Source organism: Maritimimonas rapanae (assembly GCF_057837205.1).
Window position 1 is genome coordinate 411,767 of record NZ_JBYQFI010000002.1, and the last position, 17,387, is coordinate 429,153.

Annotated in this window: 13 protein-coding genes; 3 read left to right on the forward strand and 10 right to left on the reverse strand. The window is 31.1% G+C overall.

The window, feature by feature from the left end:
• From AC3IF2_RS11945 to AC3IF2_RS11980, 8 genes are all read right to left on the reverse strand, one after another.
• Positions 1-744 carry a LytR/AlgR family response regulator transcription factor gene (locus tag AC3IF2_RS11945; protein ID WP_489167583.1) on the reverse strand — a complete coding sequence of 248 codons (744 nt, stop codon included), beginning with the start codon at positions 742-744 and terminating at the stop codon, positions 1-3.
• Between the two features lie 156 nt (positions 745-900).
• Positions 901-3,777: an OmpA family protein gene (locus AC3IF2_RS11950; protein WP_489167585.1), complete on the reverse strand. Its 2,877-nt coding sequence runs from the start codon at positions 3,775-3,777 to the stop codon at positions 901-903.
• Between the two features lie 184 nt (positions 3,778-3,961).
• Complete coding sequence (locus AC3IF2_RS11955) at positions 3,962-4,516, reverse strand: OmpH/Skp family outer membrane protein (protein WP_489167587.1); 555 nt, start codon at positions 4,514-4,516, stop codon at positions 3,962-3,964.
• 219 nt (positions 4,517-4,735) lie between these two features.
• Positions 4,736-5,611: a class I SAM-dependent methyltransferase gene (locus AC3IF2_RS11960; RefSeq protein WP_489167589.1), complete on the reverse strand. Its 876-nt coding sequence runs from the start codon at positions 5,609-5,611 to the stop codon at positions 4,736-4,738.
• 26 nt (positions 5,612-5,637) lie between these two features.
• On the reverse strand, positions 5,638-7,515 hold the full coding sequence (gene mnmG, locus AC3IF2_RS11965; protein ID WP_489167590.1) for a tRNA uridine-5-carboxymethylaminomethyl(34) synthesis enzyme MnmG: 1,878 nt from the start codon (positions 7,513-7,515) through the stop codon (positions 5,638-5,640).
• Positions 7,516-7,549: 34 nt separating this feature from the next.
• Positions 7,550-7,963, reverse strand: a complete 414-nt coding sequence (ybeY, locus tag AC3IF2_RS11970) for an rRNA maturation RNase YbeY (protein ID WP_489167592.1) — start codon at positions 7,961-7,963, stop codon at positions 7,550-7,552.
• A complete protein-coding gene (locus AC3IF2_RS11975) occupies positions 7,963-9,384 on the reverse strand; it encodes a hypothetical protein (RefSeq protein ID WP_489167594.1) in 1,422 nt (473 codons plus the stop codon). Before AC3IF2_RS11975 ends, ybeY begins: the two co-directional genes overlap by 1 nt.
• A 3-nt stretch (positions 9,385-9,387) precedes the next feature.
• A complete protein-coding gene (locus AC3IF2_RS11980) occupies positions 9,388-12,750 on the reverse strand; it encodes a DUF4175 family protein (protein ID WP_489167596.1) in 3,363 nt (1,120 codons plus the stop codon).
• 11 nt (positions 12,751-12,761) lie between these two features.
• Here AC3IF2_RS11980 and gltX point away from each other — a divergent pair, with 11 nt between their 5' ends.
• From gltX to AC3IF2_RS11995, 3 genes are all read left to right on the forward strand, one after another.
• Positions 12,762-14,333 carry a glutamate--tRNA ligase gene (gene gltX, locus AC3IF2_RS11985; RefSeq protein WP_489167597.1) on the forward strand — a complete coding sequence of 524 codons (1,572 nt, stop codon included), beginning with the start codon at positions 12,762-12,764 and terminating at the stop codon, positions 14,331-14,333.
• 52 nt (positions 14,334-14,385) lie between these two features.
• On the forward strand, positions 14,386-15,285 hold the full coding sequence (locus tag AC3IF2_RS11990) for a T9SS type A sorting domain-containing protein (protein WP_489167599.1): 900 nt from the start codon (positions 14,386-14,388) through the stop codon (positions 15,283-15,285).
• Between the two features lie 103 nt (positions 15,286-15,388).
• Entirely contained in the window at positions 15,389-16,309 is a 921-nt protein-coding gene (locus AC3IF2_RS11995; protein WP_489167601.1) for an SPFH domain-containing protein, read from the forward strand.
• 72 nt (positions 16,310-16,381) lie between these two features.
• On the opposite strand, the gene tatA is transcribed toward AC3IF2_RS11995, so the two are convergent.
• Positions 16,382-16,567, reverse strand: coding sequence for a twin-arginine translocase TatA/TatE family subunit (tatA, locus tag AC3IF2_RS12000; RefSeq protein WP_489167603.1), 186 nt, complete (start codon positions 16,565-16,567; stop codon positions 16,382-16,384).
• A 51-nt stretch (positions 16,568-16,618) separates the two neighbouring features.
• A complete protein-coding gene (locus tag AC3IF2_RS12005; protein WP_489167605.1) occupies positions 16,619-17,311 on the reverse strand; it encodes a head GIN domain-containing protein in 693 nt (230 codons plus the stop codon).
• Positions 17,312-17,387 lie beyond the last annotated feature (76 nt).

Here is a 17,387-nt window from a genome sequence, read left to right on the forward strand (position 1 = left end):
TCACTTATCTAAAGAAAGTCTCTGTAATAATTCTGCTTTTTTATTTCTACTTATACTCGCTGTCATTCCGTTACTCATCATTAATTCTCCTCCAAGGTTTTTTATATACTCTTTTATATGGTTCATGTTAATTAAATAAGAATTATGAACTCTAAAAAATTGAGGAAAATTGAACCTCTTCTCTACTTCTTTAAGTGTCTTAGATACCAAAATATTTCTGTCTTCTGTGAGATGAATAGTTGTATAGCTTTTATCTGACTTTAACATGATAACTTCTTCTTTGTCTAAAAGGTATATCTTTCCATCAGCGGAAATGTTGATCTTATCAGAAGCAGGACTTAAATTAGAAAATAAAGATTGCAGCTTGTCTTCTAAATTAGAATCTTTTCGTGAGGTTTTTACTTTTTCTAGAGCTGAAATTAATTCATCCTTATCAACTGGCTTCAATAAATAATCAATAGCAGATACCTTAATAGCTTTTAGAGCAAATTCGTCATGCGCTGTAGTAAAAATTAAACTAAAATCTTTATAATCTAACTCTTGAAGTAGTGCAAAGCCATTCATTTCTGGCATTTCGATATCTAAAAAAACCAAATCTGGTTTTTCTTTATTTATGATGTCTATGCCCTGTAAGGGAGAGTCACATTTAATAATTTCTACATCATCTGCCGCATATCGGTTTAGCTTCCATTCTAAGGCTTCTAGGGCATTGATCTCATCATCAATGAGGATAGTTTTTAACATAGCTAGAGAGTTATTTAATCGAAAGCAAGATACTACAATTGTGAAAATCAACAAAGAGTAATCTTTAAGCTACAAGTTAATAGATAATACTTTAGAAATCAATTATCCGTTTTGTGTAGAAACTTGTGCGGAAAAAGATATTAAAATTGAGTAATTTTAAATCAATTCGACCATTTCAAGGCCAACAGGATAGCCTTCTATATATATGGTAACAGTATAATTACCCTTGATAATCTTTTGAATAAATCTATCAGTTATCATTGATAAATTTAAATGATTGTTATTGTAGTAAGCGTGTGTTTTTTCAGTGTACATCAATTTATCTCCATTATTTACTTTAAACATGCCTTTTCTATTTAAAATAACGCCCTTAGGGTTTTGAATTTGTATAAATATCTCTTTATAACCAGAGCTTATATATGTGTTATTATCGACCTGAAAATTTATACGCATAACGTCTACTTTATTTGCAAAGTCTGTAGCTATATGCTTCCCATTTTTTCTTATGTTCATTGGTGTAATACCAATAGCATTTATAGCTAAAATTTCTTCTTCTTTTAAGTTTGAAGTACTCTCTATAAATTGTCGCTTTAGTTTAGCTGCTTGGTTTGCTACTGACTGTGTTGAAATTTTTTGTTTATCAGATGTAACTTTTGTTGTTAACCTTGTACTCGTAATAACTTTGTCATCATAAGATTCAAAATCATCAGTATCGGCAAATAAAGAATTTGATGCTTTTTTAATATTATCTGTGTCTCCAACAAAATCACGATTAAAAGTCGGGCTATCTGTTTTATCTTCTTCATTTGTCCCTTTTTCTTCGAGATCATTCATTGAAAGTAAACTATCAGGTTTTTTTATTAAAATTTCTTGTTCCTTTTTAAGTTTTGTGTCATTATTAGTTATCTCCGCAGCTTTGATATTACTAGCCTTAAGTTTATTGATTTCGTTTTTATTTACTTTTTCCGGATTTGATGTTAACTCTTTACCATAAAAATCAGCATTTTCAACCTTTTCGATTTCATCATCTTTTAAGCTTTCATCTTTAGCTTCTACTGCATCAATTATGGCTTTATCTTGTTCTAAGTCTGGACTGACTTTATTATCTACGTTTGTAATTACTACATCTTGATCTTCTTTTTTCTCAATTACTAATTTAATTTCTTCTTTTTCAGTGTTAATTAGTGTTTTATCATTGTTTTTAAAAGTAGAATGTTCTACCGAATCATTATTGCTTTTTCTAACTTCTATTTCAATAGCTCCTTCATCCTGCAAAGATTCTGTTTTTGGGTTTGTGTTTTCCTTACTATTATTCTCATCGTTTAAAAATATGATTTCTCCTTTACTAGAATCATTACTTACTCCTTCTTTAACGCTTCCTTTTGGTGGAGCAGTAGTTACTTTTGGGGTAGATATCTTTTGAACTACTTTACTTTCTGGTGCTATAATTTTATCCTTTTTTGGTAAGTTTAGCACTTGTTTGTTCATAATTACAAACTCCGTTCTTCTATTCAATTTGTGCTTTTCAATGCCGCAGCGAACACCGTCTTTACAGTTATTCAACAACTGACTTTCTCCATATCCTTTAGCAGAAATTCGTTCTTTAGAAACTCCACGTGAAACAATATAATTAACCGTTGCCTTAGCTCTACGTTCAGATAATTTCTGGTTATAAGCTTTACTACCTCTCGAGTCTGTGTGTGATGCTGATTCAATTATTAAATCTGGATTGTCTTTCATAATCTTAACAATCTTATCTAGTTCTTGAGCCGCAGATCTATTTATGTTAGATTTATCAAATCCGAAATAAATTGGGTTTGCATTAATAACAACTTTGTTATTAGCTATTTCTTTAACCTCTTTTATTAAAGATTGATTAATTTCTAATGTTGGCGCGTTAAAATAATTTGCCGTATTTACGATATGCTCTTCTTTTGTATAGCGTAACTTAGAAGCTACAACCGTATAAGTATTTCTACAGCCTAAAGTAAAACGATAATTTCCATTTTCATCTGTAGTTAAATTACGAATCTCATTTCCTTGATCGTCTATTACTGTTATCGCGGCATTTGTAAGTAAACTTTCTGTTTCTAAATCTCTTACTGTACCAACAATTTCTTGTAAGCATTCTACTGGTTTATCTGGCTCTATATAAAAAGAATACATATCATCATTACCTCGTCCTTGCAGACGATTAGATGAAAAGTATCCCTTGTTGTCTTTATTTACAATATAGCCTATATCATCATTAATGCTATTAATAGGGGAATCTAAGTGTAATGGTTCAGAAACAGTATTTTCAAAAGCCTCACTTGCATACACATCCATATTTCCTAAGCTGTCTTCGCGTCCATCAGAAGAAAAATATAAAAAGTTATTCTCTGCTATAAACGGTGTGGTTTCGTTACCCCGAGTGTTGATCTTTGAACCAAGGTTTGTTGGTTCTCCAAAACTTCCATTTTCTTTAATATCTACAGAAAAAAGATCTGTTCCTCCATAAGATGGAGCTCTATCAGAAACAAAATAGAGCTTTGTATTATCTTTATTAAGTGTAGGGTAATTAGATGAAAATCGCTTTTCATTAAAAGGCAATTTCTTAATATCGTACCAATTACCTACTGAGTCGATTGATGCTTTAAAAATCTCGTAATGTACTTTTTTAGTCTTTTTCTTGGCATATTTATTAGCTGAAAAATAAACAGTTCTACCATCTTTAGTAAACGTGGCACCAGTAGTACTAACACGCTTACTGTTGATTCCTTTCATGCGTTGCTTGTTTAAAATAGCACCGTCATCATCCATTTCACCAGTAAACAAATCTAAATGAGGGTTGTATTTTTCGGTGTTGATTACTTTTTCTGATGTAGTTGTAGCAAAAACAACTTTGTTGTGGTCTATAAATGAAACACCAATATCTGGATTACCAGAATTGATTTCTAAAAATTTAATATGATGTTTGCCAGAGGAGGTTTGGGCTTTAGCCAACAGGCCAAAACACATTAAAATTGCTAATAATGTGTACTTTTTCTTCATGATAAATTTAGCTTACATTAATTGTTTTGTTATAACGAATAATTTTCAGTTTAAGTATAATAAACTGTTAATTACCTGTTGAAAAATAAAATAATTACAAGATAATAATGTGTTTTACTTAGTTTATACATATAAAAAAAGCTCAGTTAAAACTGAGCTTTATATTTGATTTTCAATAATTTATCTATTCAATTGAATCTTTTTCGGTTTTTACTGAAGAAGAACCACCTTTCTTATAAGCATCATTTAAAGCTTCTATAATTTCGTCTGTTAGATCAGATTTTAAATCTCCATACAATACAGATTTTGTTTGTTCTGAGGTTCCTAAGATGTATGTGTAGCCATTTTTCTTAGCATAATCTGATACAAAGTCTTGTATGTTTTCATTGATCTCATCCATTTTTTCTTGTCCGTCCTTTTGAACTTCTTGTTGAGCCAATTGCTGACGTTGATTTAAAGATTGTTGCTGTTGCTGTAAAGACTGCTCCGCTTCTTGTCTTGCTTTATTAGACATTTTTTGAGCCTTTGCATAATAGTCTCTTACTTTATTCTGATAGTCTACTGCAAACTGATCTAATTGTTGCTTAAGTTCGGCAGATTTAGCGTCCATTTCTTTTTGTGCATCTTTCATGCCTTTATATTCTTTTAATATATCCTCAACATCTACATAAGCTATTTTGGTTTGATTACATGAAATCATCATCAAAGCAAAAAATACAACCGCTATTATTCTTTTCATTTTATCTGTTTTAAAAATTTGCGCAAATATATAAAAATAGAGCTCGATGATCGTCTAAAATTATACTATAATTATAATTTATGTAAAGCTTAGAGTAAATAACTTTTAATTATTAGATTGATCCCTTTTTAACGCATGTTTCATTTAGCATTAGTCTTGGCGCAAGGGGAATTTATATTTGTAGTATAAAAAGCGGCTTAAAACGGCTTAAAATGCGTGTCAGCTGTTTTTAATTAAATAAATTAACGAAGAGTACTCTTTTGTGTGTCTCGCTCTTAGGTTTGATCTAAATCCTATTAAAAATGATTTTATCGGATTCATTTTGCTTGTCTTGTATTTTTCTGACAATAAGCTTACATAGTAAGCGTCAAACTTCATTGGCAACACCTCAACAACTTTCATGTCTACTTTACTGAATAAATTCTCCATAGAAGAACGAGAAAAGTGCCAAAGATGTCTAGGAACATCATAAGCTGCCCAAAATTTATTGTAATGTTTAGCATCAAAACTATTATGATTTGGTACAGCTACAATTAAAACTCCATTAGGTTGTAGTAATGATTTTAATTGCGGAATAATTTCATTAAGATTAGGTACATGCTCTAGTACATGCCATAAAGTAATTACTTCAAACTTTAGTGATTCAATCTCAGATATCTTTTCTTTGAGTTGAACTCCTAATTTATCTTCTGCTATTTTCCTTGCTTTTTTACTAGGTTCAATTCCTGTAATTTGCCATCCATTCTTTTTACAAACAGTTAGAAAATCTCCTGTACCAGTTCCAAAATCTAATATAGTTTTGTTTTTATAATTAAAAGAGTTTATTAGTTTTAACTTCTTCTTTAATGTATAGTTTCTAACTAACTGATATATTTTATCGAATAGAGATTTATTAGAATCTGTGTGAGAAATATAATCAGTACTCTCGTAATAATTACTTAAGTCTTTGTCTAGAGGTCTAGGTGAAGTGATTAATAAATCATTATTAATATCCTTTAATATTGAGAATAATTCTTTAGAAACCGTATAATCTTTGCAGTCTAAATAAGAGCTTAATTCAGAATTATCTATAGGAGATTTATCAATATGTTTCACGTGGAACAAATAGTTTTAAGTAGGATTTATCTTCCCATATATACTAACAAAACTGAAACGTCACTAGGTGAAACTCCAGAAATTCTACTTGCTTGGCTTATAGAAATGGGTTGTATTGTAGTTAATTTTTCACGAGCTTCGTAAGACAAAGATTTTACCTTATGATAATCGAAATTAGCAGGAATAGATATGTTTTCGAGTCTATTTAATTTATCTGCATTATTCTTTTCTTTCTCTATATAACCAGCATATTTTACATGAATTTCTGTTTGCTCTATAATCTCATTATCTATATTATTATCAATAATAAAATCATTTACACCTGGGAATTGGCGTACATCATTAAAGTCTAATTGAGGCCTAGCAGCAATCTTAAACATTTTCATAGATTGAGAGATCTCAGCAGAATTTTTCTCTTTTAAAATAGCATTAGCTTCATTTGGCTTAATGCTACTTTCTTTTAAATAACTTACAAACTGGTCTGTCTTTTCTTGTTTTTCAAGAACACGTATCATACGCTCTTTAGATGCTAAACCAATCTCAAAAGACCTTGGTGTTAGTCTCAAATCGGCATTATCTTGACGTAATAGTGTTCTATATTCTGCCCTAGAGGTAAACATTCTATATGGTTCTTCGGTACCTTTGGTTATCAAATCATCAATTAATACTCCTATATAAGCTTCATTACGCTTAAGAATAAACGATTCTTTTTCTTGTGTCTTTAAAGCTGCATTTATACCTGCCATCATCCCTTGAGCCGCTGCTTCTTCATAACCAGTAGTTCCATTAATCTGGCCCGCAAAAAATAAATTTTTCACCAATTTTGTTTCTAACGTGTGTGTTAGTTGCGTTGGTGGAAAATAATCATACTCTATTGCATACCCGAATCTAAAGAATTTTACATTTTCAAAACCAGCTACTTTTCGTAGCGCTTTAGATTGAACATCTTCAGGTAAAGAAGTGGAAAAGCCATTCACATAAATTTCGACAGTATTCCAGCCTTCTGGCTCAATAAATAACTGATGTCTTTCTTTAGTGGAAAAGCGATCAATTTTATCTTCGATTGAAGGGCAATAGCGTGGTCCTGTGCTTTGAATTCTACCATTAAACATAGGGGATCTATCAAAGCCGTCTCTTAATAAATCATGTACTTCTAAACTAGTGTAAGTCATGTGACATGACCTTTGCTGTTCCAAGGGCTTTGTAATAGAACTGTACGAGAACTTTTCAGGAATCGTATCACCAGGTTGTTCAATCATTTTAGAAAAATCAAGTGATCTACCATCTACACGAGGCGGAGTCCCGGTTTTCATTCTACCAGATTCAAACCCTAGCTTAACTAAATCTTCAGTGATTCCAAAAGACGCTCTTTCTCCTGCTCTTCCTCCACCAAAATTTTTATCTCCAATATGAATCAACCCATTTAAAAAAGTACCTGCTGTTAAAACTACTGTTTTGGCTTTAATAGTAATACCTAGAGAAGTTTTTACACCAACTATCTGGTCACTTTCAATAACCAAACTATTAACCATGTCTTGATAAAAATCAAGATTAGGTGTTTGTTCAAGCATCATTCTCCATTCTTCAGCAAAACGCATGCGATCAGATTGTGCTCTAGGACTCCACATAGCTGGTCCTTTTGATTTATTAAGCATTTTAAACTGAATAGCCGTCTTGTCAGTTACTATTCCGCTGTAACCGCCAAGTGCATCAATTTCACGAACTATTTGACCCTTAGCAATTCCGCCCATAGCAGGATTACAACTCATTTGAGCAATGTTTTGTAAACTCATTGTAATCAATAAGGTTTTAGCACCTAAGTTAGCGCTAGCTGCTGCTGCCTCACTACCAGCATGACCTCCGCCAACAACAATGACATCGTATGTAGATTCAAATAAGCTCATTCCTTAATGTTTCACGTGGAACATAATTTCACGTTTAAAAAGTGCGCAAAGATAAGTAATAATCTTCTTTAGAGCGCATTAACTTCTTCTCTTCTTGAGTTTTATCTTTGTACTTACAAAAATGAAGGATGCCATGAATTATAACTCTATGTAGCTCATCATTAAAAGAAACATTAAACTCTTTTGTGTTTCCTTTAACACGTTCGATCGAAATAAAAATATCGCCAGATATAAGCTTACCCATAGTATAATCAAAACTAATAATATCAGTTAAAGTATTGTGTTTCAGATATTTAATATTTTTTTCTAATAAGTATTCATCATCGCAAAAGATATAAGAGATATCCCCTTCGCTAAAAGATTCTTCATGTATTGTACTAGAAATCCAATTTTGAATTGATTCTTGATTATCTAACTCAAAAACCGTTTCACTAAAAAAACTTATCACTAAATTGTTTTATTAAAGATTGTAAAAGACTTGCTTTTCTTATTATATCCGATATATCTAAACTTACTTTCCACAAAGCAACTAGAACTATGTTTTAATGTCTTATCTTCATTTAAATCATCTACATAGCGTTTTTTATTAATCTCTGTATATATCGTAGCTTTATTATTTGGTTCCAATACTTCTCCTTTTGGTGAAATCACAAACTCGAATGAAAAATCTTGTGTGCCTTCTAACGGTAGATATACGTTTAAAGGCGAGGGTCCAAAACCTTTTGGAATGCTATTTTGAATCATCATTTGGTGATGTTGCATCATAAACATGTGATGGTGCCACCACCACCAATTATAATTATAGTTATACGTTTGCTCAACATAGTCTACTTTAACTAAATAATTATTATCTTTAGTTTTATTTAATGTTATTGTAGCTATATATCTCCTTCTATTTGTCTCTTTTAAAAAATCTTGTAAACTTGTAAAATCTTTTCCTTTAACGGTTTTATTATGATCTAAATCTAAAAGGTTTATTTTACTTAAAATCTTATTTTCTTCGGTGTCAAAAACAACTAATGCGCCTTCGTTTTTATTTGTTAATAATTGCACCAATAGATTATCTAATAAATAAGAATTGTATTCTGAAACTTTAGTAATTTTTGTTCCTGTCATTTCTTGATCATTGATATTACTAGTTTTCTCGTCTAAATCAAAACTAAATAAGGATGTTTTTTGAATCTCTCCATGTCTTCCTGAGACAATCTTATCAAAAGAAAAAACCAGTTTATTGTCTTGATAATATGCCTTATAGTCCCTTACCGAACCATTAGTGACAAATTCATTCTGATTGATAGCGTCTAAGCCATTGTCTAAATATTTTATAAATAAATCTCTATTGAACTGATTCCTATCTGCCTCAATACTCTCGATATCTTTGCTATTAGTTATTTTCGTAGCCTTTAGATATTTCTTAGTTCCGTTTAATAAAATTGTCTTTTCTACCTCTCTAAAGGTTGCAATATTATCTTCATTTAAAAAGCTGTCTGATTGCGCAATTTCTTTAGTGGCTAAATCTAAATCAACAACATTAAAGTAATCTTTTCTGTCATTTTCGTATGATACAATTAGAGTTAATATGTTATATGAACTGTGAAAAGAAAGGATTGATGGTTGTTCTGTATATAATGCTTTATTTAAAAAAGATAATTTATTGTCAGAAAATTCATAGATAAATAACTCAAAATCCTTCTTCTTTTTATCTTGTGCTACTACAATATGAAATGAATTATCTCCTTTTAATTCACCTGAAAAACTACCTTTAACTTTATAATTTTCTGGTAATTTAATTTCATTATTCTCTACATAAGCATATAAGAATGCTACTTGTGCTAAAAATAACACAAGTGTTAACATGGTTTTTTTCATAGATTAATTTTGGTTTTTAAAGTACTCTTGAACTTTCTTTTTGTAATTATTTCGCAAAGGTAGTGGTTCGCGATTTAAAATTTCATTAAGGTTAAAGAATTGTTTTCTTTGTAAAAGTTCTTGTATTTTTCGTCGTTGAAAAGTTTCTTTATTTGTATTAGCTTCTCTTTTATTGTCTTTACCTTGTTTTAAGGTTGCATCTTCTAATTTTAATAACTCATGCTCTAATTGAAGCATATTTTGTAAAACTTCATTCGTGAAACCTTTATCAAGTAATTGCTGCTCTAACTCTTTCATTTTTTCTAGAGCCTTCTTTCCATTAGATCCTCCTTTACCTTCTTTCTCCATCATTTGCTCTAAAGCCTCTCGTAAAGCCTGCTGTTCTTGATAAATCTGATATTGCTCACCACTCATTTGCTCTTTACTCTTCCTATTCTTACCTTGTTTGCCCTCTTTCTGCCCCTCTTTATCTCCTTCCTTCATACCTTCTTTCATTTGCTGATTAAGTTCTCCTTGTTTCTTGATGATATCTGGCAGGCTAATATCATTCTGATTTCCTTTACCCTTTCCTTGTCCGAAACTAGGATTTTGCAGACTATTCAGCATATCACTAAGCATATCTGCTAAGTTATTGGCAGCAGTCATCGTATATTGTTGGTTTGAAATGCCTTGTCGCATTCTGTTTTCAGCAATATTTTCTAGCGATTTATCAATATTATAATGAGCGTCTGTAATATCTTTTTGAATTTTAGATGTAATTCTTCTTTGGCGTAAAGAAAGTGCATATAAGCTATCGTCTATATGTTCAAAATGCTCTTTTAATATTTGTTGCTTTTTTAGTTTTTTAGAAAAAGCTGGATGTGAAGCATCTACATTGTCTAGAGAGAGCATCAATTGTTCTTGGTCTATAGAAAAAGTTACCAGGTTCTCTAAAATAGCTCGCAATTCTTCAATATTCTCTTGCATCATTTCTCCTTCCATAGCCGACATAGATTGTTGCATAGATTGACTCATTTGTTTCATCTTCTTAGCTGCAGATTTTTGTTTTTTTGAAGCAGATTTTTTCGTTTGATTTTGTTTTTCGCTATTTTTCTGATTATTATTATCTTGTTTTTCTAATTCTTCAGTAGCTTCATTCATTTTTTCCTTTACAGATTTTTCATCTTGTTTTGTGTCAGGAAAATCCATAGGCTGTCGAAGTTGTTGATTTTGTTTTCTTAGCTCCTCAAAGTCTTTTTGAATTTTTTCAAACTCATTATTCAGCTTTTTCTGATTTCCTGCATCATTCTGTTTACTATCTGCAAGCTTTTCTTGCTTATTAGACAATGTATCTAATTTCTTAGCAATATCTGCTGCTTTTTTTTCTGTATAAAAACGCTTTGTAAGTTCTAATAAGCGTTCTAAAGATCTTTTTTCTTGCTTTTTTTGTTCTGTAAACTTATCAAGCTTTTCTATTAGGCCTTCTTTATCTAATTTTTCAGCCATTTTTTTCAACTCTTCAAGTAGTTTCTCCTTTTTTTGAAGTTCTTTTGTTTCTTCTATTCTTTTTTGGAGTTCTTCTTTTTTAGACTTAATAGTTTCATCATTTTCATTGAGCTCTTCAAGATTGTCTTTTAACTTATCTGTTTGCTTATCGAACATTTCTTGGTATTGTTCTTGGCGCTTAATAAATTGCTCAAACTCTTTTTTATCGTTCCATTCTAATTCTGATTTCTTCTTTAACTTATCTGTAAATTCTTCAAAATCCTTATTTAGTTTTTCGGCATCTTTAGCATTCTTATCTAAATTATTCAGGCTTTCTTTTTGTTCTTTTAGCAAATCATCTGTTAGCTCTTGCCTTGTCTTATTATGAAAAGTAAATAATTGACTTTTTGATGATTTATTACCATTAACAGCATCATTATCAAATACTTCGAAATAGAGCTCATAGTCTTTTCCTAATTCTAATTCTAGCTCACCATTAGGAATAAAGAGATAATAAAATTCCTCGAAAGATGATTTGTTAACTTCAATAGGATGCTTTTTAAGGTTCTCTTTTTCATTCACATCATAATAAACAAGGTTAAGTTTAGACACGCTGTAGTCATCACTTAACTGACCTGCGAACTGAATTGGCCCTCGAGAAATAGAGTCTATATCTGATTTTACAGTAATCTTTGGGGATTCATCCTTAACTACTTGAATAGTATAATTTAGGTTTTCATAATTTTTTAAGTCTTTGTTAGATGTAGATATTTGATAATTCAAGTTGTTTTTAACTCGTTTACTCAATGAAAATAGCTCAGACCCATCTTTAACAAAACTTTCTGTCGAATTAGCTATAAAATGAATTGAATCTGTCTGCTGTGCGCTTATATTCCATGTAATACGTGTTCCTTCGGGTACTGTAACGTTTCCCGTGTTTAGAATATTTTCGTTTCGTTTTTGTGTATAATTAGGGTAATTAAGTTTCATCTCGAAACCTGTAACAGATGGTGTTTTAATCACATTAATTTTATATTCTCTCGACTTAATATCATTGGCCTCAACATAAAACGTGAGTGATTCTTTAAGGTTATCGAAATTATAACTGAACTTTCCTAATCCTATATCCCTTAAAAAATAGTTTTCTTCATTAAAATAGATCTGAGCATTTTCAGGGATCAAACTGCCTATAGTTTCAATTTGTAGCTCAAATTGCTTTCCTTCAATTGAGTTTAAACTTTTATTTAAGATTTTAAAGGTAAATAGAGCTGGCGGTTCGTAAGGGGTTTTGTAGTGTACAACACGATCTAAACTATCTTTAAAAATCGAATTATTACCAGAAATTAGAGTAAAAACCCATATAAGAATGGGAATTGCTAGATATTTTAAGTACTTTTTATTCTCAGTAAAATTGATAGCTGATCTGAAAGGAATCGGGTTTATTTGTGCTGATTTTTGTTCAATACTAGCTAGAAAGAGTTCAGACTTATCATCAGACTCATTCAATTGAAGAATATTTAACAACCGATCATCAACTTCAGGAAAATGATTGCCTATAATTTTTGAAGCATCCTTTAAAGTTATGCCTTTTTGAAATCCAAATAATTTAAACAACGGCAAGGCAATAAAGCGGATAAGTAATAATAATTCAACCACAATAAATGCAAAAAACAAAACGCTTCGCCAACCTGGTGTTAACCACAGAAAATACTCAACAAACAATGTAAAAAAGAGATACAACAAACCAAAGGCTGTAAATAGTATAATGCCTTTTATAAGCTCATTAGTATAGTATTTCTTAATGAACTGTTCTAATTTAGATTGTATGTTGCTAAAGTGTGTCACTATTTTATAAACTCTAAAAGTACTATTTTCATTGCCATACTGTATCTTTGCTGCCAAATTTTAACAGAATGATTAACAAAGTTAGGGTTCGCTTTGCGCCTAGTCCAACAGGTCCATTACATATTGGTGGTGTTAGAACTGCGCTATTTAACTATTTATTTGCTAAAAAACATAAAGGGTCATTTATTCTAAGAATAGAAGATACAGACCAAACTCGTTATGTTTATAGTGCCGAACAATACATTATTGATGCCCTAAATTGGTTAAACATTCCTTTTGATGAAGGACCTAAAATAGGTGGTGATTATGGACCTTATAGACAATCTGAGAGAAAAGATGTTTATAAAAGATATATTCAAGAGTTACTAGATTCTGGTAATGCCTATTATGCTTTTGATACGGCTGAAAAATTAGATTTTCATAGAAAAGATCACGAATCAAAAGGCAAAACCTTTATCTATAATTGGCACAACCGTTTAAAGTTAGATAATTCTTTATCGCTTAGTGTGGAAGAAACCAATAAAAGAATTCAAGACTGTGAAAAATATGTGATTCGTTTTAAATCTCCTCAAGACGAAACTTTAGTTCTAAACGATATTATTCGTGGAGAAATCAAAATAGATACGAATATTCTAGATGATAAGATTCTTTTTAAATCAGATGGAATGCCAACGTATCATCTTGCCAACATTGTAGATGATCATTTAATGCAAATATCGCATGTTATTCGTGGTGAAGAATGGTTACCCTCTTTAGCGTTACATGTTTTGCTATACAGAGCTTTTGGTTGGAATGCTCCTGAGTTTGCGCATTTACCTTTAATCTTAAAACCTGTTGGTAAAGGAAAATTAAGTAAACGAGATGGTGATAAAATGGGCTTTCCTGTATTTCCATTAGAATGGAAAACAGATAGTGCAGTTTCACGTGGATATAAAGAGGATGGTTATTTTGCCGAAGCAGTAATAAATATGCTAGCTTTATTGGGTTGGAATGAGGGTGATGGCTCTGAAAAAGAAATTTATTCATTAAAAGAATTGATACAAGTTTTTTCTTTAGAAAATGTAAGTAAATCTGGAGCAAAGTTTAATCCTGATAAAACCAGATGGTTCAATCAGCAATATCTACAAGAAAAATCAGATGCTGAAATAACGGAGTTATTTTTACCAATCCTTAAAAAAGAATTAATAGCGTATCAAGAGGCTAGTGAAGAAGCCAAAGAGCAAATTGCGCTATTCATCAAAAACAATAACGATTATGTTACAAAAGTGGTTGGTTTGGTAAAAGAAAGAGCAACATTTGTTTCAGATATTTGGGATTTAGCGCAGTTCTTTTTTGTTACCCCAACAACCTACGATGAAAAAGCTGTTAAAAAAGCTTGGAAAAATGGAACTTCACAGTTAATGAGCGATTTGGTAGATAAACTAGAATCTATAGAGGATTTTTCGTCTCAGAATCTAGAAAACGAGGTTAAAGAATGGATAACTTCAAAAGAAATAGGTTTTGGAAAAGTAATGCAGCCTTTACGCTTAAGCTTGGTAGGAAAAATGAGTGGGCCTCATATTTTCGATATAATGGGGTTAATTGGTAAAGAAGAAACTGTGTCTAGTATAAAAAGAGCTATTTCAACAATTTCTATGTAAGTAATTATATAATTTATACGACTATTGATTTAACTAGCTTAAATCAATTAACATGTCTCGATTATTACTTTTCTTTATCCTTCTTTTTTCTAGTGCTGGTATTATAGCACAAGATGCAATTTATAAAATTGAGTTTATTAGTAATTGGAGTAATTCTACTCATCCTACTGATTATCCCTCAAACGCTCATTGGTCACCCTTAGTCGGTACAACACATAAAGATGCTGCAATTGTGTTTCAATTAGGTGTTACGGCTTCTGATGGTATGGAGCAAGTAGCAGAATCTGGCGGTACTTCAATAATTACCAATGAAATAAATTTACTTATTAGTGCAGGAATTGCCGATCAAGTTATTAATGGTTCTGGTCTTGGTACCGGCCCAGGCACCATAACAATTAATAATGTAAATATAGATAGCGACTTTCCTTACATAAGTTTAATTACTATGATAGCTCCGAGTCCAGATTGGGTAGCCATGATTGGTAATCAGAAATTAACAGATACTAATGGAGATTGGGTGCAAAGTATATCTGTAGATGTTTATCCTATTGATATGGGAACCGATAGTGGCACAACTTATAATTCGCCAAATGCTGATATAACACCACATATTAATATCAATAGTTTACAAAATGTGCCTCCTTTTTCTAATGAAATTATTGGAACTTTTGTTTTTACCTTAGAACAAGTTTTATCTACTTCAGAAGAAGGTATCGAGCAAAGTATTTCTTTGTATCCAAACCCTGCAAAAGGAAAAATTAATATTCTAAACAAAGGAAGCTTATTATTAGAAAAGGCTGAATTATTCTCTGTTAATGGTAAAAAGCTAAAATCTTATCTAAATATAAACAATCAGAAAAGTTTATCTTTTTCTTCATTAGATAGCGGGCTCTATTTTTTAAAAATATTTTCAGACAAAGGAAATCTTGTTAAAAAGCTTATCGTTGAGTAGTTAAAACCTGTAACTTTTTACAAAATTTGCGTCTTGTAAGTAGATGCTTTAAGTTGTATCTTTACAAGGAATCATTAATCAAAATTGTTAAAAATCTAAAATTATGGAGTCATATTTCGGGTTAATACCCTTTATTTTTATCGGATTATTTTTACTTCCGTTGATCTTTTTTATTGTTAAACAGCAAACTGCAGTTATTGTTGAGCGTTTTGGTAAATTCCAAAGTATTCGTCAATCTGGGTTACACTTAAAAATTCCTTTAGTAGATAGAATAGCGGGAAGGTTAAGCTTAAAAATTCAACAATTAGATGTAATTGTAGAAACAAAAACACTAGATGATGTGTTTGTTAAACTAAAAGTTTCTGTGCAATACAAAGTAATTAAAGATAAGGTTTATGAAGCATTTTATAAGTTAGATTACCCTCATGATCAAATAACAAGTTATGTATTTGATGTCGTTCGTGCAGAAGTACCTAAAATGAAGTTAGATGATGTATTTGTTAAAAAAGATGATATTGCTATAGCGGTTAAAACTGAATTGAATGACGCTATGATGACCTATGGTTATGATATTATTAAAACTTTAGTAACCGATATAGACCCTGATTCACAAGTAAAAGAGGCTATGAATAGAATTAATGCTTCTGAGCGTGAAAAAATTGCTGCTCAATTTGAAGGTGATGCTGCTCGTATTTTAATTGTAGAAAAAGCAAAAGCTGAAGCTGAAAGTAAACGTTTACAAGGACAAGGTATTGCAGATCAACGTAGAGAGATTGCGCGTGGTTTAGAGGAATCTGTAGAAGTTTTAAATAAAGTGGGTATTAACTCGCAAGAAGCATCTGCTCTGATTGTTGTAACACAACATTACGATACATTGCAATCAATAGGGCAAGAAACAAATAGTAACCTTATTCTATTGCCTAATTCGCCACAGGCTGGTAGTCAGATGTTGAACGATATGGTAGCGAGTTTTACTGCTAGTAATCAAATAGGTGAGGCTATGAAGAAATCTCAAAAGAAATAAAACATACTCATTAGTATGTATTTAAACTAAAAAAGGCGCTTAAAAGCGCCTTTTTTACATACTATGTGATATTTATTCTTCTTTTTTATCTTCATCCTCATCTGACTTGGTAGCATCTTTAAATTCTTTGATACCTGTACCTAATCCTTTCATTAACTCGGGTAGTTTTCTTCCTCCAAAAAGCAATAAAATAGCTAAGCCAATAATTATCCATTGCCATGGTCCTACAAATCCTAAAAATATTGTTGCTGTTATCATCTTTTCAAAAATTTACTTAGCAAAGGTAGTAATTAATTCAAAATGGAGCTATTAACCCTTGTTAATAATGTTACCGCCCATTATTTTCTTTTCTGTTACTCTACCAGGATTACCTTTAAAGTGAATATTTCCTCCGAAACGAACTTTAGCGTCTAACATATCAGAAACCTTAACTTCTACTTTGCCTCCAGATGCAGACGTCACTTCGGCACTATTAGAGTCAAGTTCGTAACCTTCATAAACACCGCCAGTTGTTACTTCTATTTCTTGATCGAATACTTTTCCACGTAAGCGTATATTTCCTCCTGAAACAGCTTTTACGGTTGCATATTTAACATCTAAGACTAAATGCACATAAGCACCTTCTTGAGAACGAATAGTTACATTTTGCTGGTTAAACGTCTGGTCTGAAAAAATTGCTGCACCTTCGTTGGCATCTAAAATATCAAGATCTTCTTTGTAATAAAGCTTAATATTAACTTCTTTATCATTATAAATTTCTGGAAATCTTAAAAAAACCTTTAGTTTACCATTGGTGTTTTTAACTGTTAGGTTTTCCTTTTTTTCGCCAATAATTACAATCTTCTGTTCGTCTGATCTTACCAGCTCTAAAGTTACTCCACTAAACACTTTAAGAATATTAAAGTCACCTAAATTAATAACGCGTTCTTGAGCAAAGCTTAGCGATGATACTAAAAATAATAGTATAAATAATGTGTTAGTTAAAATCGTTTTCTGTTTCATTTTTAAGAGGAGTTTGAATTCAAAGATAGCAACTTTAGGAATAGTTTTATAGTATATCTATTCTGTTAAAATTTAT

Excerpts from the sequence above, each read along its gene's own strand:
- AC3IF2_RS11945 (WP_489167583.1), bottom strand. The coding sequence starts at position 744 with ATGTTAAAAACTATCCTCATTGATGATGAGATCAATGCCCTAGAAGCC.
- AC3IF2_RS11950 (WP_489167585.1), bottom strand. The coding sequence starts at position 3,777 with ATGAAGAAAAAGTACACATTATTAGCAATTTTAATGTGTTTTGGCCTG.
- AC3IF2_RS11955 (WP_489167587.1), bottom strand. The coding sequence starts at position 4,516 with ATGAAAAGAATAATAGCGGTTGTATTTTTTGCTTTGATGATGATTTCA.
- mnmG (WP_489167590.1), bottom strand. The coding sequence starts at position 7,515 with ATGAGCTTATTTGAATCTACATACGATGTCATTGTTGTTGGCGGAGGT.
- AC3IF2_RS11975 (WP_489167594.1), bottom strand. The coding sequence starts at position 9,384 with ATGAAAAAAACCATGTTAACACTTGTGTTATTTTTAGCACAAGTAGCA.
- gltX (WP_489167597.1), top strand. The coding sequence starts at position 12,762 with ATGATTAACAAAGTTAGGGTTCGCTTTGCGCCTAGTCCAACAGGTCCA.
- AC3IF2_RS11990 (WP_489167599.1), top strand. The coding sequence starts at position 14,386 with ATGTCTCGATTATTACTTTTCTTTATCCTTCTTTTTTCTAGTGCTGGT.
- AC3IF2_RS11995 (WP_489167601.1), top strand. The coding sequence starts at position 15,389 with ATGGAGTCATATTTCGGGTTAATACCCTTTATTTTTATCGGATTATTT.
- tatA (WP_489167603.1), bottom strand. The coding sequence starts at position 16,567 with ATGATAACAGCAACAATATTTTTAGGATTTGTAGGACCATGGCAATGG.
- AC3IF2_RS12005 (WP_489167605.1), bottom strand. The coding sequence starts at position 17,311 with ATGAAACAGAAAACGATTTTAACTAACACATTATTTATACTATTATTT.